This window comes from Pseudomonas sp. M20 (assembly GCF_045037865.1).
Lineage (GTDB): Bacteria > Pseudomonadota > Gammaproteobacteria > Pseudomonadales > Pseudomonadaceae > Aquipseudomonas.
Genome location: NZ_CP173611.1, coordinates 1,216,007 through 1,238,448 on the forward strand (window position 1 = coordinate 1,216,007; position 22,442 = coordinate 1,238,448).

The 22,442-nt window shown below is 60.4% G+C and carries 23 protein-coding genes and 3 pseudogenes; 14 read left to right on the forward strand and 12 right to left on the reverse strand.

The features are described from left to right. Positions 1 to 104: 104 nt before the first annotated feature. From codA to ACI514_RS05570, 5 genes are all read right to left on the reverse strand, one after another. Entirely contained in the window at positions 105 to 1,340 is a 1,236-nt protein-coding gene (gene codA / locus ACI514_RS05550) for a cytosine deaminase (RefSeq protein WP_400771170.1), read from the reverse strand. Between the two features lie 15 nt (positions 1,341 to 1,355). Further along, positions 1,356 to 2,627 carry a cytosine permease gene (codB, locus tag ACI514_RS05555; RefSeq protein WP_405123247.1) on the reverse strand — a complete coding sequence of 424 codons (1,272 nt, stop codon included), beginning with the start codon at positions 2,625 to 2,627 and terminating at the stop codon, positions 1,356 to 1,358. Between the two features lie 241 nt (positions 2,628 to 2,868). Next, positions 2,869 to 3,681: an alpha/beta fold hydrolase gene (locus ACI514_RS05560; RefSeq protein WP_405123248.1), complete on the reverse strand. Its 813-nt coding sequence runs from the start codon at positions 3,679 to 3,681 to the stop codon at positions 2,869 to 2,871. Between the two features lie 158 nt (positions 3,682 to 3,839). Then, complete coding sequence (gene queD / locus ACI514_RS05565) at positions 3,840 to 4,196, reverse strand: 6-carboxytetrahydropterin synthase QueD (protein ID WP_007915588.1); 357 nt, start codon at positions 4,194 to 4,196, stop codon at positions 3,840 to 3,842. A gap of 85 nt (positions 4,197 to 4,281) precedes the next feature. Then, on the reverse strand, positions 4,282 to 5,361 hold the full coding sequence (locus tag ACI514_RS05570; RefSeq protein WP_007915589.1) for a patatin-like phospholipase family protein: 1,080 nt from the start codon (positions 5,359 to 5,361) through the stop codon (positions 4,282 to 4,284). Positions 5,362 to 5,608: 247 nt separating this feature from the next. Between ACI514_RS05570 and ACI514_RS05575 the strand changes: the two genes are divergently transcribed. From ACI514_RS05575 to ACI514_RS05590, 4 genes are read left to right on the forward strand one after another with little or no spacing between them, the layout of a single operon-like run. After that, positions 5,609 to 5,917: a PepSY domain-containing protein gene (locus ACI514_RS05575; RefSeq protein WP_160058752.1), complete on the forward strand. Its 309-nt coding sequence runs from the start codon at positions 5,609 to 5,611 to the stop codon at positions 5,915 to 5,917. Then, a complete protein-coding gene (locus ACI514_RS05580) occupies positions 5,917 to 6,228 on the forward strand; it encodes a PepSY domain-containing protein (RefSeq protein ID WP_160058751.1) in 312 nt (103 codons plus the stop codon). The genes ACI514_RS05575 and ACI514_RS05580 overlap by 1 nt, the downstream gene beginning before the upstream one ends. A gap of 3 nt (positions 6,229 to 6,231) precedes the next feature. After that, positions 6,232 to 6,900, forward strand: a complete 669-nt coding sequence (locus ACI514_RS05585) for a response regulator transcription factor (protein ID WP_038362523.1) — start codon at positions 6,232 to 6,234, stop codon at positions 6,898 to 6,900. Then, positions 6,897 to 8,210, forward strand: a complete 1,314-nt coding sequence (locus tag ACI514_RS05590; RefSeq protein WP_160058749.1) for a sensor histidine kinase — start codon at positions 6,897 to 6,899, stop codon at positions 8,208 to 8,210. Before ACI514_RS05585 ends, ACI514_RS05590 begins: the two co-directional genes overlap by 4 nt. Positions 8,211 to 8,461: 251 nt before the next feature. Here ACI514_RS05590 and ACI514_RS05595 read toward each other — a convergent pair whose 3' ends face one another. Both ACI514_RS05595 and ACI514_RS05600 read right to left on the reverse strand, forming a co-directional pair. After that, positions 8,462 to 9,217 carry a methyl-accepting chemotaxis protein gene (locus tag ACI514_RS05595; protein ID WP_405124201.1) on the reverse strand — a complete coding sequence of 252 codons (756 nt, stop codon included), beginning with the start codon at positions 9,215 to 9,217 and terminating at the stop codon, positions 8,462 to 8,464. Between the two features lie 102 nt (positions 9,218 to 9,319). Further along, positions 9,320 to 10,609, reverse strand: a pseudogene (locus ACI514_RS05600) (HAMP domain-containing protein); the annotation flags it as partial. A 63-nt stretch (positions 10,610 to 10,672) separates the two neighbouring features. Between ACI514_RS05600 and ACI514_RS05605 the strand changes: the two are divergent. The 4 genes and pseudogenes from ACI514_RS05605 to ACI514_RS05620 all read left to right on the forward strand — a co-directional run. Further along, on the forward strand, positions 10,673 to 10,870 hold the full coding sequence (locus ACI514_RS05605; RefSeq protein WP_160058747.1) for a hypothetical protein: 198 nt from the start codon (positions 10,673 to 10,675) through the stop codon (positions 10,868 to 10,870). Further along, on the forward strand, positions 10,867 to 12,183 hold the full coding sequence (locus tag ACI514_RS05610; RefSeq protein WP_160058746.1) for a Na+/H+ antiporter family protein: 1,317 nt from the start codon (positions 10,867 to 10,869) through the stop codon (positions 12,181 to 12,183). Before ACI514_RS05605 ends, ACI514_RS05610 begins: the two co-directional genes overlap by 4 nt. A gap of 197 nt (positions 12,184 to 12,380) precedes the next feature. After that, positions 12,381 to 13,157, forward strand: a pseudogene (locus ACI514_RS05615) (cache domain-containing protein); the annotation flags it as partial. Positions 13,158 to 13,469: 312 nt separating this feature from the next. Next, positions 13,470 to 14,063, forward strand: a pseudogene (locus ACI514_RS05620) (methyl-accepting chemotaxis protein); the annotation flags it as partial. Positions 14,064 to 14,270: 207 nt separating this feature from the next. Here the strand turns inward: ACI514_RS05620 and ACI514_RS05625 are convergent. Next, the gene (locus ACI514_RS05625; protein ID WP_405123249.1) at positions 14,271 to 15,206 is read right to left on the reverse strand and encodes a LysR family transcriptional regulator; all 936 of its coding nucleotides are present in this window, start codon (positions 15,204 to 15,206) and stop codon (positions 14,271 to 14,273) included. 113 nt (positions 15,207 to 15,319) lie between these two features. On the opposite strand from ACI514_RS05625, the gene ACI514_RS05630 reads away from it, so the two are divergent. The 3 genes from ACI514_RS05630 to ACI514_RS05640 all read left to right on the forward strand — a co-directional run bounded on the left by ACI514_RS05630 (position 15,320) and on the right by ACI514_RS05640 (position 17,357). Continuing rightward, a complete protein-coding gene (locus ACI514_RS05630) occupies positions 15,320 to 15,805 on the forward strand; it encodes a DMT family transporter (protein ID WP_016987941.1) in 486 nt (161 codons plus the stop codon). Positions 15,806 to 15,808: 3 nt separating this feature from the next. Next, on the forward strand, positions 15,809 to 16,261 hold the full coding sequence (locus tag ACI514_RS05635) for a DMT family transporter (protein WP_095114263.1): 453 nt from the start codon (positions 15,809 to 15,811) through the stop codon (positions 16,259 to 16,261). 937 nt (positions 16,262 to 17,198) lie between these two features. Further along, complete coding sequence (locus ACI514_RS05640) at positions 17,199 to 17,357, forward strand: metallothionein (RefSeq protein WP_160058743.1); 159 nt, start codon at positions 17,199 to 17,201, stop codon at positions 17,355 to 17,357. A gap of 25 nt (positions 17,358 to 17,382) precedes the next feature. On the opposite strand, the gene ACI514_RS05645 is transcribed toward ACI514_RS05640, so the two are convergent. Further along, positions 17,383 to 17,655, reverse strand: coding sequence for a hypothetical protein (locus ACI514_RS05645; protein ID WP_160058742.1), 273 nt, complete (start codon positions 17,653 to 17,655; stop codon positions 17,383 to 17,385). Between the two features lie 39 nt (positions 17,656 to 17,694). Then, positions 17,695 to 17,922, reverse strand: coding sequence for a DUF6555 family protein (locus ACI514_RS05650; RefSeq protein ID WP_034154602.1), 228 nt, complete (start codon positions 17,920 to 17,922; stop codon positions 17,695 to 17,697). A 136-nt stretch (positions 17,923 to 18,058) separates the two neighbouring features. Between ACI514_RS05650 and ACI514_RS05655 the strand changes: the two genes are divergently transcribed. The 3 genes from ACI514_RS05655 (at position 18,059) to ACI514_RS05665 (ending at position 20,223) form a co-directional block, all read left to right on the forward strand. Further along, positions 18,059 to 18,841, forward strand: a complete 783-nt coding sequence (locus ACI514_RS05655) for an AraC family transcriptional regulator (RefSeq protein WP_405123250.1) — start codon at positions 18,059 to 18,061, stop codon at positions 18,839 to 18,841. Positions 18,842 to 19,062: 221 nt separating this feature from the next. After that, a complete protein-coding gene (locus tag ACI514_RS05660) occupies positions 19,063 to 19,236 on the forward strand; it encodes a DUF1427 family protein (protein ID WP_007969534.1) in 174 nt (57 codons plus the stop codon). A 30-nt stretch (positions 19,237 to 19,266) separates the two neighbouring features. Then, positions 19,267 to 20,223: a zinc-binding alcohol dehydrogenase family protein gene (locus ACI514_RS05665; protein ID WP_405123251.1), complete on the forward strand. Its 957-nt coding sequence runs from the start codon at positions 19,267 to 19,269 to the stop codon at positions 20,221 to 20,223. Between the two features lie 121 nt (positions 20,224 to 20,344). Here the strand turns inward: ACI514_RS05665 and ACI514_RS05670 are convergent, their stop codons facing one another. Together ACI514_RS05670 and ACI514_RS05675 are read right to left on the reverse strand one after the other, a co-directional pair. Next, entirely contained in the window at positions 20,345 to 21,367 is a 1,023-nt protein-coding gene (locus ACI514_RS05670; protein ID WP_405123252.1) for a purine-nucleoside phosphorylase, read from the reverse strand. Between the two features lie 15 nt (positions 21,368 to 21,382). Then, complete coding sequence (locus ACI514_RS05675; RefSeq protein ID WP_160058738.1) at positions 21,383 to 22,342, reverse strand: nucleoside-specific channel-forming protein Tsx; 960 nt, start codon at positions 22,340 to 22,342, stop codon at positions 21,383 to 21,385. Positions 22,343 to 22,442: the final 100 nt, after the last annotated feature.

The window sequence follows — 22,442 nt, forward strand, 5'->3', positions numbered from 1 at the left end:
TTTGGCGATAAAAGTCTCGCCAACCATAACCTGGCACACGATCGATCAAGTGTTCTTTATTGAAGAGTGCCAGTCGGCGCCCCAGGGACGCCGATGTCGGGACCTCAGACGAACTCCACCACCGGCATCTGCCGCTTCATCAACACCTTGCCGCCGCGAATCGAATACAACGGCAAGCCCTGACTGCGGATCACCTCGTAATCGCTGTCCGCCGACAGAATCAACAGATTCGCCGGACGGCCCTGTTCCAGGCCATAACGCTCACCCAGGTGCATGGCTTTGGCGCTGTTGTCGGTGACCAGATCCAGCGCACTTTGCAGGTTGCGGTAACCGAGCATGTGGCAGATGTGCAGTCCTGCCTCAAGTACGCGCAGGATGTTGCCGTTACCCAGCGGATACCACGGATCGACGATGGAATCCTGGCCGAAACACACGTTCATCCCCGCTTCGAGCAACTCATTAACACGAGTGACGCCACGGCGTTTCGGGAAGTTGTCGAAGCGTCCTTGCAGGTGAATGCTTTCGGTCGGGCAGGAGACAAAACTGATCCCGGAATGCCCGAGCAGGCGGAACAGTTTCGCGCAGTAGGCGTTGTCGTAAGAGCCCATCGCCGTGGTGTGGCTGGCGGTGACGAGGGCGCCCATGTCGCGGCTGCGTGCTTCTTCGGCGAGCACTTCGAGGAAGCGCGAATGCGGGTCGTCGGTTTCGTCGCAATGCACGTCGACCAGGCAACCGGTGCGCTCGGCCAGGTCCATCAGGAACTTCACCGAACTGACGCCCTGATCACGGGTGTACTCGAAATGCGGAATGCCGCCGACCACGTCCGCGCCCATGCGAATCGACTCTTCCATCAACTCGCGACCGTTGCGGAACGACTCGATGCCCTCCTGCGGAAACGCGACGATTTGCAGATCGATGAGGTGGCGGCTTTCCTCGCGCACTTCGAGCATGGCTTTGAGCGCGGTGAGTTGCGGGTCGGTGACGTCGACGTGGGTGCGCACGTGCTGGATGCCGTGGGCGGCCAGCGTCTGAATGGTTTTCTTCGCGCGGGTCTTGGTGTCTTCTTCGGTGATGGTGACCTTGCGCTCGCCCCAGCATTCGATGCCTTCGAACAGCGTGCCGCTCATGTTCCAGCGCGGCTCGCCGGCGGTGAGAGTGGCGTCGAGATGAATGTGCGGTTCGACGAAGGGCGGCACCACCAGATTGCCGCCGGCGTCGAGGTCGTCCGGGCCGAGAGTGGGCGCTTCGGTCTGGCGGGCGATGCTGCGGATCAGACCGTCTTCAAGATGCAATTCGTGCAAACCTTCCTGGTTGCGCAAACGGGCGTTGATGATGTGCATCAGGCGAATCCTTTTTTATAGGTCTTGTAGTGGCGCGGTCGCGCTGCGAGCGCCGAGCACGCCGGTAACGATGACATACGTTAGCGCGGCAGCAGCGATGCCTACCAGCGGCGCGACCCACGGCGAACTGAACGCGGCGACGGTGCCGACCGCGTAAGCCCCGAGCCCCGGCCAGTTGAACGCAGGCAACCGTGCGTCGGCCAGACGTGGATAGTGCCCGCGCCAGCGGTAGAAAAAGTCCGCCATGATCACCCCGCCAATCGGCGGGATCACCGTGCCGAGCAGAATCAGATAGGGCACCAGCATGTCGTACATACCGAGCAGGGCGAGCAGGGTGCCGATCACTGCACCGGCGAGGGTCACGGTTTTGCGTCGGCCGGTGCGCAGCAGGTTGCAACCAGCGACAGCGAAGTTGTAGATGGTGTTGTCCTGGGTGCTCCAGATGTTCAGCAACAGCATGGCCATCGCGGCCATGGCGAAACCTTGCAACAGCAGCACTTCAACCACGTCCGGTTGCTGATAGACGATCGCGCCGTACGCGCCGATCAGCACCATCAGGCCGTTGCCGATGAAAAAACCGATCAGGCTGGCTAGCACCGCGACCCGCGCCGAACGCGAGAAACGTGTCCAGTTGGTCGCTTGCGTTGCGCCGCTGACGAAGGTACCGAACACCAGAGTAATCGCCGTCGACCAGTCCAGCGAACCGCTTGGTACGACGCTGAGCAAACTCTCGAAACCGCCAACTTTCACCGTCGCCACCCACATCGACAGCATGAGCAACAACATCATCGCTGGCACGGCGATGTACGAAAGGATTTCCAGCCCGCGATAACCGACGTAAGCGGTGGCGCAGAACATCAGGCCGAACAGCACCATCAAGCCGAGCACCGTGCCTTCGTCGAGATCGAAATATTTACCGATCACGACGGCAGCCGTCGCCGTGCCCCAGGCGTACCAGCCGATCTGGGTGAAACCGAGAATCAGGTCGCTGAGCTTGCTGCCGACTTCGCCGAAGCAGAAACGGCCCATCAGCACTGAGTTGAGGCCGCTTTTGAAGGCGATATAACCCAGGCCCGCTGCATACAGGCCGAGCAGCAGGTTGCCGACGACGATCACCGCCATCATCTCGCCGAAACTGAACGCCACACCGAGCTTGCCGCCGGCGAACATGGTCGCGGTGAAAAACGTGAAGCCCAGTAACACCATCGCCGTGGAGGCGAGGCCTTTACGTGCATGCATCGGCACTTCGCTGAGGGGGTAATCGTTGCCGGGATCGTTCTGCGTCATGGGGCGGTCCTTGCTGGAAGAGAGGAGACGCGGGGGAGGGTTGCAGTGGTCGTGCCAAATGCCGGGTGGCGCGGGTTATGTATAGACGAGCCGCGTCGTTCGGCACGAAAACAGTGCACCTGAATACACCGGAGCCCCAATGTAGGAGCTGCCGAAGGCTGCGATCTTTTGATCTTGTTTTAAAAAGCAAAATCAAAAGATCGCAGCCTTCGGCAGCTCTTACAGGTGGATAGGTGTTGGCTCAGAGGAAGCGCAGCAGGGCGGCAACGATGGCTTCGGGGGCGTCTTCCTGCACGAGGTGGCCGGCGTTGACGATGGCGTGGAATTGCGCGCCGGGGATCATTTGGTGCAATGCGCGGCCACGCTCGATGGGAATCCACTGATCGTCTTCACCCCAGAGAATCTGCACCGGGCAGCGGATCGTCGGGTACAGCGGTTGCGCTTCCAGCGTGTAGCGTTCGTCCATCTGCGCGATCTGCCGATAGAACGCCGCCTGCCCCGGATCACCGAACCACGGTTGAACGTAGGGTGCCAGTTCGTGATCGGCAATCTCTCGGTGGATCGCCCCGCGAATATAGGTCGGTACGATGGCGCGCTGGATGTAATCGGGCAGGCCACTGAACGCTGCTTCATGCTGGCGGACATGTTGCACGAACGGCGAACCCCATGGCGTCAGTGCGACCGGATCAATAAGGGTCAGGCTGCGGTAATCCTTGCCGTCGAGCAGATGTGCGCGCAGCACCGTGGCGCCGCCGAAGTCGTGAGCCACGACATCCGGGCGTTGCAGATTCCAGTGGTCGAGCAACTGCGCCAAGAGTTGATTTTGCACACCGAGGGAGACGTCGGCGTCGGGTTGTTCGGAGCGCCCGTAGCCGAGCAGATCGAAGTAATACACGCGATGAGTCGTGAAAAAGTGCGGTGCAATCCGATGCCACACGTACGACGAAAACGGCGTGCCATGCACGAACACCAGCGGCGGGCCGTCGCCGTGTACGGCGTAGCGCACCTGTCGGCCGTTGAAGTCAAAGACCTGATCCAGCAGCCAGTTCGTCATGGGCCTGTCCTCTTGGCGGGTGGGAGCCAAAAAGCATAGGCGTAAAAAAACAGCCGCGAAGGCTGTTCTCTATTTCCCAGACAAAACACCAATCCCCCTGTAGGAGCTGCCGAAGGCCCGAGCCTTCGGCAGCTCCTACGAGGGGGATCTACGTCAGGTTACTCACCGCGATAAATGCAACCGCTGGTGCAGGTCTCGTGAATACGGATCGCGCTCAGTTCCGGCAGCAACGGCTTCATTTCATTCCAGATGAATTTGGCCAGCACTTCACTGGTCGGGTTTTCCAGACCGGGAATGTCGTTCAGGTAGTTGTGATCGAGACGCTCGTACAGCGGCTTGAAGATTGCTTTTATCTCGGAGAAATCGCGAATCCAGCCAGTGTGCGGATCGAGGTCGCCGCTGAGGTGAAGCGCCACTTTGAACGAGTGACCGTGCAGACGTCCGCACTTGTGGCCGTCCGGGACGTGCGGCAAGCGGTGGGCGGATTCGAAAGTAAATTCCTTGAAGATTTCCACAGTATTTTCAGCTCTGTTCAGATGGCGTTCGCCGCAGCGATTCGGGCAGGCGGCGAGTTTACCAGCTTGTGTTTGGCCGTGCTGACTAAAGGGTCAGCAAGCGCTCGGCGAGGCGACCATTGGCAGTCAGTTCAAGGAATTCGTCACCGAGGCGGCGGCTTTCGTCCATTGCCGCGTGCCAGTATTTCTGCCGGCTCGGCGCATCGCCCATAAAGCGTTTGAAGTCGTTGCGGTCGGGCAGTTTGCCGTAGGGCAGGCGCGCCAGATATTCCTTCGAGGGGGCGAGCAACAGCACGTCCTGCAGGCGCTCCACCGAGGCCTTGCGCCACGGCAGGGTCTTGTCGAACCAGCCGGGAATCACCCGATCAGTGAAGTGCGGATAGAGGACGATGCCGTCACCGCTGTAGGGCAGGTCGAGGTGATAGTCGAGCAGGCCGCCGTCGCGGAAAGTGCCGGCACCGGCGCCGGGCAGATCGCGCACGCCTTCCATGACCATCGGGATCGAACCCGAAGCCAGCAGCGCTTGGCGCAGATTACCGGCATTCAGCGCGACGAAGCGCGACGGGAAATCGTTCAGCGCATTCACCGGCGGGGCGAGGCGCGGGTCGTGGATGATCAGCCGTTCGAAGTGTCGCGACAGCCGCGCGCGGCCGCGCAAGTTGTCGGCGATCACCGAGCCCAATGCCAGACCGAGGCGACCGCGATGGTCATCGGCCAGACGTCCCTGACTTTTCACCACCATGATGTTCAAGCGGTAATGCGCGTTGTCGAGGATGCTCGCGTCGCGGCCGTCGAGCAGGTCGTTGAGCATGCGCTGCGAGCTCTGACTGATCTCGGCCATGGTCACGCCTTTGTTGAAGTTCTGCTCGGCGTACAGATGACCGAGGCGGCGGATGCCTTCGGCGGCGTCCGGCAGACAGGCGCTGGCGAAGCGCCAGGAACCGACCGAGGCGCCGATCAGCGAACGCTCACGCGGTGCGCTCGGCAGCCATTCGCCAAACAACGCCAGATCCAGCCCCTGAATCCCCAACGCCTTCGGCCCACCGGCGGCACCGGGCAGGGTACCGACGTCGGCGGCGTTCAGGCCTTGCGCACGAATACGCGCCATGGCACGCGGGCCGGCCTTGAGGGTGAGGGCGGGGAATTTGATGTGGATGGCGGTCATACCGGTCTCGATCGTTAGCAAGCGAACAATTATAAGCACATGTTACAAAACCTTGTAGGAGTGAGCCTGCTCGCGATAGCGGTGTGTCATTGAATAATGATCTGTCTGATACACCGCTATCGCGAGCAGGCTCACTCCTACAAGGGGATATGTATTGAGCTGGAGCAATGATGGCAATTCAGTTTCAGTTAAGTTCATCCCGTTAAGGTGCCCACCGTTAAGCAACACATAAAAATACGGAGACACCATGAAAACCCTGACTGCCCTGTCCATTGCCGCGATCATCGGCCTCACTGCCAACACTGTTCACGCCCGCGATCTCGGCCCTGACGAAGCCCTGCGCCTGCGCGACGCTGGTACTATCGTCTCCTTCGAGAAGCTCAACGCCACTGCGCTGGCCAAACACCCGGGTTCGACGATCACCGACACTGAGCTGGAAGAGCAGTACGGCAAGTACATCTACCAGATCGAAATGCGCGATCCGCAGGGGCTGGAGTGGGATCTGGAATTAGACGCGGTGACTGGGCAGGTTCTCAAGGATCATCAGGATACGTAATGAAGGTTAATGTTCGCGCCACCTGCCGCACGGCGTTGGCGCTGGTGATGTGTTGCTCGACGGCCATGGCCCGCGACCTCGGTCCGGACGAAGCCCTGAATCTGCGCAAGCAGGGCGTGATCCTGCCGCTGGAGCAAGTGCTGCAGCAGGCGATGGATCGCTATCCCGGCGCCAAACTGCTGGAAGTCGAGCTGGAAGAAAAACACGACGTCTACATTTATGAAGTCGAGTTGCTCACCGTCGAAGGTGTCGCCCGTGAGCTGCACTTGAAGGCCGATACCGGTGAACTTGTGAAAGACAAGGAAGATTGATCGATGCGTTTGCTATTGGTGGAAGACCACGTACCGTTGGCCGACGAATTGCTCGCCAGCCTGCAGCGACAAGGTTACGCGGTGGATTGGCTGGCCGACGGTCGTGATGCACTGTATCAGGGCAGCAGCGAGCCATATGACCTGATCATTCTCGACCTCGGCCTGCCAGGCGTGCCGGGGCTTGAAGTGCTGGCGCAGTGGCGCGCCGGTGGTTTGGCGATACCGGTGTTGATCCTCACGGCGCGCGATTCCTGGGCCGAGCGCATCGAAGGTCTGAAAGCCGGTGCCGACGATTACCTGACCAAACCGTTCCACCCCGAAGAGCTGCAGCTGCGCATTCAGTCGTTGCTGCGCCGCTCCAAAGGTCAGGCCAATCAGCCGACCTTGCAGGCTGCCGGGCTGCATCTGGACGAAGGTCGCCAGTGCGTGGTGCGCGACGGCGCCGACATTCAACTGACCGCTGCCGAATTCCGCCTGCTGCGCTATTTCATGCTGCACCCGGAACAGATCCTTTCCAAAAGCCACCTCGCCGAACACCTCTACGACGGTGAAACCGAGCGCGATTCCAACGTTCTCGAAGTGCACGTCAATCATCTGCGGCGCAAGCTCGGCAAAAGCGTGATCGAAACCCGTCGCGGCCAGGGTTACCTGTTCGGCGGGCAGGCTTCGTGAGGTCGATCCAGCGCCGCTTGAGCCTGGGTTTGATCAGCGTAATGGTGGTCGTCGGTGTGGTGGTCGCGCAAACCAGCCTGTGGTTGTTCGAAGTGGGTTTACAGCGTTATCTCGAAGCCGGTCTGCGCAACGACAGCGAAAGTCTGCTAGTGGCATTGGTGCGGGGCCCGCAAGGCCTGCAACTGGATGAGCGGCATCTGTCGCCGGCCTATCAGCGACCGTTTTCCGGGCATTATTTCCGGATCGACTTTGCCGACAGCCATTGGCGCTCGCGTTCGTTGTGGGATCAGGATCTGCCGCTGCTCGACCATCCCGGTCTGCACAGCAATCTGCAACTGGGCCCGGACGGTCAGCAATTGCTGGTGCTGCGTTCAGATTATCGACGTCTGGGCCAATCGATTTCGATCAGCGTCGCGCAGGATTACACGCCGGTGCGCGAGAGTTTTCAGCGCATGCGCCAGATCGGTCTGGGCTTGGGGCTGGCGGCGTTGCTTCTGATTCTGTTCTTGCAGCGCTTGACCGTGCGCCGCGCCTTGAAACCGCTGGAGAAGGCTCGCGAGCAGATCGCGCAATTGCAGCAGGGCCAGCGTTCACAACTCGATGAGCAGGTGCCGGTGGAGCTGGAACCGCTGGTGGCGCAGATCAACCATTTGCTCGCGCACACCGAAGACAGCCTCAAGCGTTCACGCAATGCCCTGGGCAACCTAGGGCATGCGTTGAAAACGCCGTTGGCGGTGTTGTTGAGCCTGGCCTCCAGCGAAAAACTCGATGCCCATCCCGAGTTGCGCAAGGTGCTCAAGGAACAGCTGGAGCAGGTGCAGCAGCGGCTCAATCGCGAGCTCAATCGGGCACGGTTGTCTGGTGATGCGCTGCCCGGTGCGTTGTTCGATTGTGATGCAGAACTGCCAGGGTTGCTGGCGACGTTAAACATGATTCACGGCGAGCATTTGGCGTTGAGTTATGTTGCGCCGGCGGGGTTGCAACTGCCGTGGGATCGGGAGGATTTGCTCGAGTTGCTCGGCAATCTGCTGGACAACGCCTGCAAGTGGGCGGATGCCGAGGTGCGTTTGAGTGTGATCGAACGTACGGATGGCTTTGCGCTGAGCGTGGAAGATGACGGCCCGGGGATTCCCGAAGAACAGCGCGCTCAGGTATTCAGTCGTGGCACGCGGCTGGATGAACAGACCCATGGGCATGGCCTGGGGCTAGGGATTGTCCGCGATATTGTCGAGACCTGGGGCGGGTTGCTGGTGTTGGGCGAGAGTGAGTGGGGCGGGTTGAAAGTGGTGATCGAGTTGCCTCGGCGGTGAGCCTTTTAGAAGCCCCTCACCCCAACCCTCTCCCGGAGGGAGAGGGGACTGACCGAGGTGTATGTTCGAGTTACACCGACCTGAAACACCGAGCCGAACTCAGGTTTTTGAAAGCATCAACGTGACCTGAAAATATCGAGTCGAACTCAGGTTTTGAATGACATGAAGATCAGCTCCCTTTCCCCCTCGCCCCCTTGGGGGAGAGGGCTGGGGTGAGGGGGTAATCCAGCTGACACCCCACAACCTTCAAATCAAACCCGAAACTGATCCATCAAACTCTGCTGCTGATTCGCCAGGCTATTGAGCGACTGACTCACCCGCGCCGACTCATTCGCCTGCCCGGACAACGACTCCGTCACGTCACGAATCGTCGCCACGTTGTTATTGATCTCCTCGGCCACCGCACTCTGCTCTTCAGCGGCACTGGCAATCTGCAGGTTCATGTCGCTGATCACCGTCACCGCATCGCCGATCTGGCGCAGCGCGGTCACGGCTTGGCCAACCTGTTCGACACTGCCCTGAGCCTGACGATGGCTGTTGCCCATCGCCCCGACCACATCCTGTGTACCGCTCTGCAACTGCTCGATGACCTGACGGGTTTCTTCCACGGATTCTTGTGTGCGGCGAGCGAGGTTGCGTACCTCGTCAGCGACCACGGCAAAACCACGGCCAGCCTCACCGGCACGGGCCGCTTCGATCGCGGCGTTGAGCGCCAACAGGTTGGTCTGCTCGGCGATGGCGCGGATTGTTTCCAGCACCGCGCCGATTTTCTCGCTGTTGGCGGAAAGGCCTTCGACCTGCACCATCGCTGCGCTCATGTCAGCGGCGAGGGTGTCGATGCTCGCGGTAGTGCGGTCGATCACCGTCAGGCCCTGACGGGTAGCGCGATCAGCATCCTTGGCCGCTTCGGCAGCTTGTGCAGCGCTGCGGGCGACGTCTTGCGCAGTGGCGCTCATTTCGTGGGACGCAGTGGCGACCTGATCAACCTGACGGTATTGCTGTTCCATACCGGCGCTGGTCTGGGTCGCAATCGCTGAGGACTGATCGGCGGTGTTGCGCGCATCCTGCACCGAGCGTTTCACTTCCGCGATGATCGGCTGCAACTTGTCGAGGAACTTGTTGAACCAACCGGCCAACTGACCGAGTTCGTCCTTTTTGTCATAGGCCAGACGCCGGGTCAGGTCGCCTTCGCCGCTGGCGATGTCTTCGAGCATGTGTGCCACGCCGAGGATCGGTTTGGTCACGCTGCGCGCCATCAGCCACACCAGCAGCAAGCCGATCAACGCCGCCAGCACGCCAAGGCTCAGTTCGATCAATGTGCCGGAATTATTGCTCGCGTCCAGTTGTTGCTTGAGCGCTTCGGCGCGGCTGACCAGGACCTTTTCCGGTACGTCGAGCAACACGCCCCACGCCGGGCCGCCGGGAATCGGCGGGAACGGTGACAGCACTTTCAACTGGCCGTTGCTGTGCAGGCTGCTGACGCTGCTGGTGGAGGCAAGTTTGCTCAGCAGTTCGGCGCCGCTGATTTTGTCGACGGCATCCAGACGCTGACTGAGTTTGCCGGCATCCGGGCTGTAACCGGCGAGCAGGCCGGCGGGGCTGATGATGCTCACGGCGGTCTGGCCGTCATAGAGCTTTTTGCTCGCGCCCTGGCTGATCGCTTGCAGGCTGTTGAGGTTGATGTCGACCGACAGCGAGGCGATGACTTTACCGTTGACCATCAGCGGGAAGACGATGCTGGTCATCAGCACGTTCTGGCCGTCGATCACATAGAAGTAGGGTTCGATCACGCACGGTTTGAGCGTAGCGCGCGGGCAGGTGAACCAGGCGTTCGCGGCTTGACCGCTGGGGCCGGTGCTGGTGTCGGCCATGTCGCTTTCCGGCAGGGCCATTGAGGTGACTTTGCCTGGCGTTGGTTGCGACCAGTACAGGGCGAAACGGCCCTTGTCGTTGCTGCCCAGTTCAGCCTGACCGGCGAACAGTTCATCCTTGCCGTCCAGCGCGTTGGCTTCGAACACCAGCGACAGGCCGAGCAGCTCCGGGTTGGCTTGTAGCGCCGATTTGACCTGGCGAGTCATGTCTTCGCGCAGGTCGAAGGCATCAAGAAAACGCTTCTCGGCCTGCTCGCGCAGGAACAGCACCTGCCGCGAGAAGCCGTGGCCGTATTGATAGGCGTCCATGAACTGCTGGCGAATGCCAGCAGCCTGCACTTCACCTTGCGACTCGATGCGCGCTTGCGCCGACTCGGTGAGCATTTCCATGCTCGAAGCTTTCACCAGTGCAGAACTGTGCTCCATGCGATACAGCGAAAGACCGACCAACAGGGTCACGATACCGGCCAGGCAGAGGCCGGCGAGCAAAGTGATTTTCCATTGGATGGAAAGTTGTCTGAGCGACATGGAGACGTCCTTATTCGATAAATATCTGAGACTTTGCACTGTAACGGCCCAAGAGCAGCTTTCTTGAGCTTCCAGCCGCAAGCTGCAAGTGAAAAAACGCAAAAGCTTGCCGCTTGTGACTTGCAGCTTGCCGCTGCTTCATTCACAGTGCGCGCCCTTCTAATAAGACCCTCTTTGCAAATCCGCCGGTTAAGCTTTGGCGGACTCATTCTGTCTGGCGGTCGGTTTTCCACCGCAGTGTTTTTCGAGGAAGTGAAATGAATGCAGTCATAGCGGCAGTCGGCGTCATGCTGGTGCTCAGCCTGTCCCGCGTGCATGTGGTGATCGCTTTGATCGTTGGCGCGCTGGTTGGCGGCCTGACCGGTGGTCTGGGCATCGAGGCCACGCTCAAGGCGTTCAACAGCGGCCTTGGCGGCGGCGCAACGGTGGCGTTGTCCTACGCGTTGCTCGGCGCTTTCGCTGTGGCGATTGCCAAGTCCGGCCTGGCCCATGCGCTGGCCGACAAGGCGTTGGCGATGGTCGACCGTCAGCACGCAACCGGCGGTGGCAGCGTCAAATGGCTGCTGATCGGCCTGTTGTGGGTGGTGGCGATTGCCTCGCAGAACATTCTGCCGATCCACATTGCGTTCATTCCGCTGCTGGTGCCGCCGCTTCTTTATGTACTGACCAAGCTGCAACTCGACCGCCGCTTGATCGCCTGCGTGATGACGTTCGGTCTGATCACGCCGTACATGTTCCTGCCGGTGGGCTTCGGTAACATCTTCCTTAATGAAATTCTGTTGGCGAATGTTGCGCGCAGCGGCGTCGACATCAGCGGCATCAACGTTACCCACGCCATGGGCATTCCGGCGCTGGGCATGGTCTTCGGCCTGGCGATGGCGTTCATCACTTATCGCAAACGGCGCGTGTACGACCTGGCGAAGATCGAGCAGGTCGAGCAAGTTGCGGTGCAGTACAACCCGCTGAGCCTGATGATTGCCGGTGTGGCGATTGCCGCCGCGTTCATTGTGCAGTTGCTGCTGGACTCGATGATTATCGGGGCGCTGGTCGGTTTTCTGATCTTCTCGGCATCGGGCATCGTCAAGTGGCGTGAGACCGATGACCTCTTCACCGAGGGCATGAAGATGATGGCGATGATCGGTTTCATCATGATCGCCGCGTCCGGATTTGCTGAAGTGATGAAGGCCACCGGAGAGGTGCAGACGCTGGTTGAATCCTCGGCGTCGTGGATCAATCACAGCAAGGGCATCGGTGCACTATTGATGCTGCTGGTCGGGTTGCTGGTGACCATGGGCATCGGTTCGTCGTTTTCCACCGTGCCGATTCTGGCGGCGATTTTCGTGCCGCTGTGCGTGCAACTAGGCTTCAGCCCGATTGCGATCGTGTGCATCGTCGGCACCGCTGGCGCATTGGGTGACGCCGGTTCGCCGGCTTCGGATTCGACGCTGGGCCCGACCTCGGGCCTGAATATCGACGGTCAGCATCATCACATCTGGGACACCGTGGTGCCGACGTTCCTGCACTACAACCTGCCGCTGCTGGCGTTCGGCTGGGTGGCCGCGATGGTTCTTTAAACCCCACGTCTCCCCTGTAGGAGTGAGCCTGCTCGCGATAGCGGTGTATCAGTTGGCAGATGTACTGACAGATACACCGCTATCGCGAGCAGGCTCACTCCTACAGGGGATGGGGTGACCACGGACTCAACTTTTGCTTGCGCGTGCCGTTAAAGCCTTTAACCACGCCAATAAAACCAAAAGAGTGAGCTCCCACAATGCGCCTGAGCCTCAAGGCTAAAGTCCTGTCCCTCGCCGTTCTCCCGGTGTTGCTCTTTGCGCTGGTCATCAGCCTGACCACGCTGTTCATCCTCCAGGAACAGGCGCACAAAGAGGTCGAACAGACCCGCGAGCGCCTGCTCGGCGATGCCAAAGCCACCCTGCAAAGTTATGTCGCCGTGGCCATGACCACGATCAAACCGTTGTACGACGCCGCCGCTGCCGGTGACGTTGATGCGCGGGCGCAGGCGATCAAACTGCTGTCGGGCATTCGCTATGGCAAGGACGGCTACTTCTTCGGCTACGACTCCGAGACCGTGCGCCTGTTCAAGGCCAATGACCCTGAAGGCGTGGGCAAAAGTTTCAAGGACAACCGTGACCCGAACGGCGTTTACGTCAACCGTGGCCTAGTGAGTGTGGCGAAGGACGGCACGCATTATCTGCAATACAGCTCGCCGTTGCCGGGCAATGCGCAGGTGTTGGTGCCGAAACTCGGCTACACCGAATACCTGGCGAAGTGGGACATGGCCGTCGGTACCTCGGTCAACCTCGACGGCATCGAAGCGCAAGTCGCGTTGGTCGAAGCGCAGGTGCAGGAACGCATGCAAGGCGTGGTGCTGAGCATCGTTGGCGTGGCGGTGGTGGTGCTGTTGGTGATCGCGGTGGCGGGAATGCTGCTGGCCAATACCATTTTGCGTCCGTTGACCCTGATGAAAGCCAACCTCGATGACATCGCGGCAGGCGAGGGCGATCTGACCCGTCGACTGAATATCACCAGCCAGGATGAACTGGGTGAACTGGCCGGTTCGTTCAACCGCTTCGTCGACAAGATCCATGGCCTAGTGCGACAGATCACCGAGATGACCACGCAACTCACCGGGCTGGTGACGCAGGTATCCGATCAGGCCCAGCGTTCCGATCAGGCGATGGAGCGTCAGCGCCATGAGACCGATCAGGTCGCCACGGCGATCAACGAGATGTCTGCCGCCGCGCAGGAAGTCGCCAAGAGCGCGCAGAACGCCGCCGTCGCCGCTCAGCAGACCGATGAAGAAGGCCAGAGCGCCAAGCGTGTGGTGGCCGGCAGCATCAAGCAGATTCATGCGTTGGTCGATGACATTCGCAGCAGCGGCGTGTCGCTCGACAGCCTGCAGCAGGACGTGACGTCGATTGTCGGCGTGCTCGGGGTGATTCGTTCGATCGCCGAGCAGACCAACCTGCTGGCGCTGAACGCGGCGATCGAAGCGGCGCGCGCTGGCGAGGCCGGACGCGGCTTTGCCGTGGTGGCGGATGAGGTGCGTGCATTGGCCAGTCGCACGCAGATCAGTACCCAGGAAATTCAGGGCATGATCGATCGTTTGCAGGCGGGTACGCAGCAGGCGGTGGAAGCGATGCGCCGATCCAGCGAGGCGGGTGACGGCACTTCACAGCAAGCCAATCAGGCCGGCGCTTCTCTCGACGCGATGGCATCGTTGATTGCGACGATCAACTCGATGAACGCGCAGATTGCCAGCGCGGCGGAAGAGCAGACGGCGGTGGCCGAAGAGATCAACCGCAGCGTGCATCAGATTGCGGTGGCGGTGGACAGCGTGGCCGATGAAACGCAGTTGGGTGCGCAGACTTCGCGTAGTTTGGCGGAGCTTGGGCAGCGGCTGGGCAAACTCGTCGGCCAGTTCCGGATCTGACAGCCTGAAAAGCCCCTCACCCTAGCCCTCTCCCGGAGGGAGAGGGGACTGATTGGGGGATGCTGTGGAACTCCGCCGACCTGAAGCAGCTTTACCGAATCCATAATCGACTCAATCTTTCAGGTCGATGGATGACCCGAGACACCTCGGTCAGTCCCCTCTCCCCCCGGGAGAGGGCTAGGGTGAGGGGCTCTTGATCTTCAGATTTCAGGGACGATCCCAGTACGGCACTTCACCAAAGCATTCGACAAAGAAATCAATCACCGTCCGCACCTTCACCGACAACCTCCGGCTCCCCGGCCACAACACCGCAATCTGCTGCGGCTCCAGGCTGTTCGACACCTGATAGTCCCCCAGCACCGGCACCAGCGTGCCATCGCGCACCGCTTCACCAATCAACCACGACGGAAACATCACCAGCCCCAAACCCTGTTCAGAGGCCTGGGTGAGGGTGTCGGCGTGGTTGCCGGTGATCGGGCCTTTCACCGAATAGGGCGTCCAGTCCTCACCATCGCGGCGGAAAAACCAGCGCTGCTGGCCGGTCGCGCCTTTGTAGGCCAGGCACTGGTGTTGCGCGAGATCTTCAGGTTTCTGCGGGGAGCCATGAAGTTTGAGATACGCCGGGCTGGCCGCGACCTGAAAGCGATGCGGCGCCAGAATCCGCGCCTGCATGCTCGAGTCGTGCAGCGGGCCGATGCGGAACAGTAAATCCGCACCCTCCTGAAGCGGGTCGACGTAACGGTCAGTCTGCTGGATATCCAGTTGCAGCTTCGGATAACGCGCACATAACTTGCCCAGCCACGGCGTCAGATGGCGCTGGCCGAACACCACGGGGGCGTTGATGCGCACCAGGCCTGTGGGTTCGCTTTGCTGTTCTTGCAACGCCTGTTCGGCTTCCTCCAGTTGCACCAGTACCAACCGCGCGTGGTGACCGAGCATGCGCCCGGCTTCGGTGGGCGTCACTGCGCGAGTGTGGCGGTAGAGCAATTGCTGGTTCAGCGCCTGCTCCATCAATTGAATCTGCCGCGAGATAGAGGAGGGCGCCACGCCTTCACGGCGAGCGACTTCGGAAAAACTGCCGTGATCGAGCACGGCCACAAATAGCCTGAGTGCCTTGAATCCGAGTTCGTTGAGCCCGTGCATGATGCGTCCTGCTGTGCGAATTGCGCAAAAGTGTTGTCCGGATGCTCCCATTTATCGCAAAGCTTCGCCAGCCGATAATCCGCGCCATCGTTTACTTGAGTGGAATGTTGTTTATGCAAACGTTGGATGAGGTGAGCGTTAGCGCGCCGGCGACGAAATCCGGATTGCGCTTGTTGTTGCTGCCGCTGGTGATTCTCGCGGGCATGGGTTTGTCGGTGGAGGCGGGATTGCTCGGGCCGTTGGGTGTTCAGGTGGGGCATCTTTGGGCGACCTTGAGCATCTTTGGTGTGGGCTCGGCGATTCTGTTTTTGCTGCTGTTGTTTGCGGGGCCGCAGAAGGGGCCGGCGCTGACGGATCTGCCGCGCTGGCAGTTGATTGGCGGGTTTCTGGGGCCGATGTATGTGGTGGTGCTGACCCTGGCGACGCCGCATATCGGTATTGCCATGACCATGATCGCGATTCTGTCGGGTCAGGTGGGCAAGAGTGTGTTGATTGACCATTTCGGCTGGTTCGGGGCGACGCGCAAGAAGGTCAATGCCGAGCGGTGGCTGGCGTTGGGGTTGATTGTGGTGGCTTTGGTTTTGATTGCGCGGGGGTGAGTGATGAGTCTGGTTATTTTGTTGGCGGTGGTGGTGTTGGCCGGTGCGGTGTTGAGTGTACAAGCGGCGATCAATGGGCGTTTGGGTGAGAGCGTCGGGGTGTTGCGCAGTAGTCTGCTGACATTCGTTGTCGGTGCGGTTTCGACCGGGTTGTTGATTTTGTTTTTTGAGCCGGCGCATGCGGTGAGCTTGTTGGATGTGCCGAAGTGGCAGTTGACCGGGGCGCTGTTTGGCGTGGTGTACATGATGGTGATGGTCGGGGCGGTGCCGGTGGTGGGGACGGCTGTGGCGACGGTGGCGGTGATTGTCGGGCAGTTGGGGATGGGGATGTTGATTGATAATTTTGGCTGGTTGGGGAATCCGGCGATTGAGCTGTCTGGTTCGCGGATTTTGGCGATGGTGTGTTTGGGGGTGGCTTTGGTGTTTATGTACAGGAGTTCGCGTCAGGCTGGGTGAGTTGAGTGCATATCCGTTGCTGCGGGTGTTGCTGATTAGGGTTCCGCCCTTACGGCGGGTCACTTTTTCCAGACGCCGAAAAAGTAACCAAAAAGGCTTGCTCCTACGTGCGGCCCGCTCGCTGGGGCTCGGGGTTCCTTCGCTGCGGGATCGATCCGGGCGCAGCGTCTACGGTTTGCTTCGCTGCACCTCCTCTCGCTGTGTTTGGCTTCGCCAAACGGTCGCTGCGCTCCCACGCCCGGATCAATCCCTCCACTCAGCCTTCCGATGTCGCCTTACAGATCAAGAGCAGGCGAGCTGACACTCGGCCTATTGAGTGGTGAGGAGCGGGGCGCGTTCGGCTTTTGATTTGCGTTGTTGCTGCCCCTCACCCCAGCCCTCTCCCGAGGGAGAGGGAGCCGATTTTCGGGCGTTTCAAAACCTGAGTTCAACGCGGTATTGCACGTCGGCGTACCTCTACCAAACACCTCGATCAGTCCCCTCTCCCTCTGGGAGAGGGCTAGGGTGAGGGGCTCTTGATCTGGCTCTTGATCTTGCTTCGGCTTTTGATCTTTTGCCCCATCGGCAGGCCGAGCGTATGTGTTCATCCCGGGGGTTAGGCGCGCAGCGCCGTGCGGCGCAGCCGCACACATCGAGAGGAGGTGCAGCGAAGCAAACCGTAGGCGATGCCCCCGGATGGACACCGTAGCGAGGGAACACTGAGCCTAAGCGAAGTGCCGTACGCCAGGGGCAAAGCCTTTTGCTTACTTTTCGGCGTTTGGAAAAGTGAGTCGCTGTAAGAGCGAAACCGCCAGTGGCAACACCCGCAGCAACGGATATGCCCCCAATCCCCAATCCCCAACAAAATCAAAAGATCGCCGCCTGCGGCAGCTCCTACACTGGATATTACGGCTTGCCCTTCAAGCCCCAGACAACCACCACCCAAGGAGTCTGTCCCATGCCTGATAAAACCTGTGACTGCCCTAAATGCAATTGCAAGCTCGGCGAGCATCCGGTCGTGCGTCATGGCAAGCATTTTTGCTGCGAGGCTTGCGCCCATCATCATGAGAACGGTGCGGAATGTTCAACCAAGGGCTGTAAATGCGCCCACGGATGACGAACGACGCATAAAAAAGTGGAGCCTAATCAGGCTCCACTTCCAGTTTCAGACTTTCATCGTCCATCCGTTCGGTATGACGCACCGTGCCCTGCAGCCTTCGCCCCTCAACCCTGACCACCACAGTTTTCGCCTGATCAAGGTCTTCCGGCAGCGGTGCCGGCACTCGCAACGCGAAGCGAAACGGATCATCTTCGACCGCCTCCAGCCCAACGCGGCAGTCCACGCTTTTGGTGATCCGCCCGAACAGCGTATCGAGGCCGTAGTCCAGATGCGCCGGGCTGATGATGTTGCTCATGGTGCATTCCCCCGAATGATGCCGATCGCCAGGCCGAGCTTAGCTGGTCGGTCGCCACACAACGTTTTCCACGCCGAATTTTTCCGCCATCGGCTTGCTGGTCTTCTGCACCTTTTCCCGACCAAAGCGCGGAATGCGACCGACCCCGGCGTCGCAGCTCGCCCAGTGCCACGCCTCGGCGTTGTCCATCTTGTCCGAGCGGATAATGAACGACTTGGGCGTGCCGTGAAGGGTGTAGTCGATGACATAGAGTTTTGCGTTGTTCATAAAGCCCGTATTCCTCCCTGTGGTAATAGAGGGATCGCGGCGCACCGGGAAAATTCACTCGGATTGTCCGACGGTATCTATCCTTGGCGACGCCGTTTCGCACTGGTTACCATGGCGCTTCCACCAAGCCCAATGAATGCTCGCCATGGCCCTTGCCGCACCGCCCGATCTCAGCGATACCGATGTGCCCGTGCAACCGCTGGCACGCACGTATCCGCGTGGGCTGTTTATCGAGCCGCACGAGCATGTCTGGGGACAGTTGCTGTATGCGATGAGCGGGGTGATGTGGGTCGAGACGCCGCACGAAGCGCTGGTGGTACCGCCGCAGCGCGCGGTGTGGTTGCCGCCGGGGGTGCCGCACGGGATTCGGGTGGTGTCGGATTTGCAGATGCGCAATATCTACCTGCGCCCGGCGCTGGCGGCGACGCTGGATCAGACGGTGCAGGTGATCGAGGTCGGTGGGTTGCTGCGCGAGTTGATTGTCGGGCTGGTGGAGCAGGGCGACAGTGGTGATCCGGCGTATTACGAGGCACTGGTCGGGTTGGCGTTGCTGGAGCTGAAACGCGCAAGGCGTTCGCAGTTGAAGATCCCGATGCCGGACGACTCCGACCGGCGCTTGATGAATCTGTGTCAGGCGGTGATGGCGGCGCCGTCGCTGGAGATTCCATTAGAGCAGCATGCGGAAAATGCCGGGGCCAGCGTGCGCACGCTGGCGCGGTTGTTCAAGGACAGCCTCGGCATGGGCTTCGCCGAGTGGCGGCGGCAGGTGCAACTGGCGACGGCGGTGGCGGAGTTGATTCAGGGCGTGGCGGTGAGTGTGATTGCCCGGGAGCTCGGCTATTCACCCAGTAGTTTCAGTGACATGTTTCGTCGCGAATTGGGTGTCGCCCCCTCGCAATTCATAGTGGAACAGGATTAATCAAACCAGCGCAGATCCAATGTGTGCGAGCCTGCTCGCGAGTGCCGTAGATCAGCTTACTCATCCTTCACTGACACACCGCTTTCGCGAGCAGGCTCGCTCCCACAGGGTTCTGTGGTGTGCATTCGATACTTGTCCGAAATTCAGAAGTCCTTGGCCGATGCTATCCCCGCCGGTTCCCTAAACTCTGCCCATTCCCTTCAAGCGGCGGAGTTACTCCCATGAACTACCTGATTTCGCTGGCCATCGGTCTGGGCGTCGGCCTGTTGTACGGCGCGCTGGATTTCCGTTCTCCGGCGCCCCCGGCCATCGCCCTGGTCGGTTTGCTCGGCATGCTCGCCGGTGAGCAGTTGTGGCCGATGGGCCGGCAACTGGTCGCGGGTTGGTTGTCCTGAATTTCCTCTTTTCCTTCGGTGGATGTCCTCATGAAAGCACTGCAATTCGATAAAACCGGCGACCTGTCTGCCCTGCGCTATATCGAGGTGCCGACCCCGGTGCCCGGCGCTGACGAAGTGCTGGTGCAGATCAAGGCGGCTGGCCTCAACCCCAGCGATGTGAAAAACGTCCTCGGCCGTTTTCCGTACACCACGCTGCCACGGATTCCTGGCCGCGATTTCGCCGGTGTCGTCGTCGAAGGGCCGCAGGGGTTGATCGGTCAGGAAGTCTGGGGCACTGGCCGTGAGCTGGGCTTTTTTGCCGATGGCTCGCACGCCGAGTTCGTCAAACTGCCGGCCAATGGTGTGGCACACAAACCCTCGCACTTGAGTTTCACCCAGGCCGCCAGCCTCGGCGTGCCGTACACGACGGCGTGGGATGCTTTGGAACGCAGTCTGGTAACGGCTGAAACCCGTTTGCTGGTGATCGGCGGTGGGGCGGTAGCGACCGCAGCATTGGCCCTGGCGAAAGTGCGTGGCGCGCAGTTGCTGGCGGCGGCGCGGCGCCCGGAGCAGGTGGCGGATTTGCAGGCTCAGGGTTATCAGACGATTCAGCTGGATAAGCCCGAAGACCTCGGTGCACAGGTCAACGCGGTGTATCGCGGAGGCGCCGATGTGATCTTCGACACCACTGGTTTCTGGCTGCCGGCGTCGGTGGCGGCATTGGCTACCTTCGGCCGGATCGCGATCATCGCGGCTCCGGTGGATGGGCATGTGCAACTGCCGGCGCTGGCCCTGTATCGCAAGGGCGGCTCGGTGGTCGGGATCAATTCGCTGCTGTATGGCGTTGCAGCCTGTGCGGCGATGCTGGAGCAGTTCGGGCGGTTCTTTGATGAAGCCTTGTTGCCGTTGCCGCAAGAGTTGGTCGAGGCGCCGTTGGCCGAAGGCTTGGCGCGCTACGCCGACGTCAATCAGGGCAGCGGCGACAAGGTCATCCTAATTCCCTGACCCACCGCAAACCCGTGTAGGAGTGAGCCTGCTCGCGATAGCGGTGTATCAGTCACTCATGATTAAACTGACACACCGCTATCGCGAGCAGGCTCACTCCTACATTAGATGGGTGTCGGGCTCAGGATTGCGGGACGCCGTTTTCCCACGCCGACCAGTTTTTCAGGATGTCCTGCACCAGCGGATTACCCGTGCGATAGAGGTTCTCCAGCGCCGGCACAAAACCGCCCTGATCGGCGTACTTGAGCAGGTTGTCCACTTCGCTGCCGCCCGGCTCCGGGCGGTCGAAATCTGAGCCGGCGCGCACCACGGCGAGGCGTTGCACGTCGACCAGACCTTCGCGACTGGCACGCAGCAGGGCCTCATAGGTGGAGTTGTCTTCCTGCTGTGTCGTGCAGTATTCGCCCTTGTTGTCGGTCAGCAGTTTGGTCCAGACCTCGGCCCGTTCGCTCAGGCGCGTGCCGGAAAACCAGGTGTTGCCGGCCAACGTGTCGCAGCGCGTCACCACCGGTGGTTGATTGGCCGGGGCCGACGGATATTTCAGGCGCCACGCCGCCGATTCCTTGCTCTCGCTCAGCTCGACTTTATGGCTCAGGGCGAAGGCCTTGGCCTGCAGTTTCGGGTTGAGTTCAAAGACTTCGGTCTTGTAGTCCAGCGGCGGTTTTTCGTTCGGCCCTTTGGTGTTGATGCCCAGATACCCGGTCGGCCAGCTCGATGGCGCATCGCGCGAATCGATCTCCCATTGCGTGCCGAATTCCACCAGATAATGCGCCCACGCAGCGGTGCCGATGGTCCCGTGTTTCGGGCTGATCCCGGCAATGCCAGCGATCAGGAAGTAACTTTTGCGCAGGTCGAATTTCGGCGACAGCGCCAACGCCAATGTCGAAGCGGCGGCGTTGGTTTGACCCATGCCGGTGGTCAACAGGCAGACCTGCTGCGCGTTGCAGCGGATGCTCGGGTACTCGGCGGACAGGCCCTGCACGCGGATTTCCTGCTTCAACTCCAGGCGATCAATCCAGTTTTGTGCCTCGGGGGCGAACATGGTGATCAGCATGACTTTCGGTTGAATCGGTGCTTCGGCGGCCCACGCGGTAGAGGAGAGCAGGGCCGCGCCGGCCAGGGTCAAACGCATCATTGCTTGCATGGAAAACTCCTTGATTCAGAACTGATAACCGACGCCGGCGTAGTAACCCCAGCCGTTGGAACGCGCACGGAAATTGCCGTCGCCAAAATTCAGCTCGCTGCCGTCTTCCCAGTTGCCGCCGTTGTGGAAATAACGGCCGACCAGGGTGAAGCGCAAGTGGGTGAACGAGTAGAGCAACACGTTGGTCGCCACCGTCGCGTTGGCCGTGCGAGCGGGGTTGTCCTTGTGGATGTCCGAACCGAAATCGAAGTTGGTGAAACCGATGTAGGTCAGTGAGGCACCGTTGCTGAATTTGTCGATCGGCACGATGTACTTGAGCTGCGCGCGGTAGCCGTCCCAGGAATATTCATTGCTGGCGCCGTAGTTTTCCCACTGATAGCGACCGTAGAGGTTGGCCGAAAGGTTGACCCGCGAGTGCGTATCGATGTCGGTGCCGAAACCGCTGTAGAGGGTGTTGGCGCGGTTCTCTTTGCGGCTGCCGTGGTCGTAGATCCAGTCGAACGCTACATACCATTCCTTGAACGGGCCGATGGCCAGGCTGCGGCCGGCGAGGTAATCGATGGAGATGCGCGGTTCGTGCTCCATGAACACCGGTGAGCCGTGATCCCACACGCCTTTGTCATGGCTGTTGCCGATGTTGAAGATCTTCGGGATGTCAACGTAGCCGTACAGTTCGAACGGACCTTTGCGGCCGAAGTACTCGTATTCCAGATAGATGTCATCGGCCGGTTGCGGGCCGAAGCTGATGTCTTTGCTGCCAATCAACATCAAGTCCTGGTTGTACCAGTCAGACAGATAGGCACCTTTTTTCGGCGGGCTGGCTTCCGGGCTGAGCGCTTCGCCCTGGGCGGATTCTTCCTTGGCCGGCGGTTGCGCCAAAGCGCTGTGGCTGAGAACTCCGGTAACGCCGGTCAGTAGCAGGGAAACAGCAAGCGTGCGCGCAAAAGGTGCGCGAAAAGGCGAGGCGGCGTGCATTCAAAGTCCTTTTTTGCGGATTCGAGGCCCGTGTTCCGTGGGCTTGTACGGTTTTGTTACGAAAACCTTGGGATTGACGTTACGCAAACGTTTGCATAAG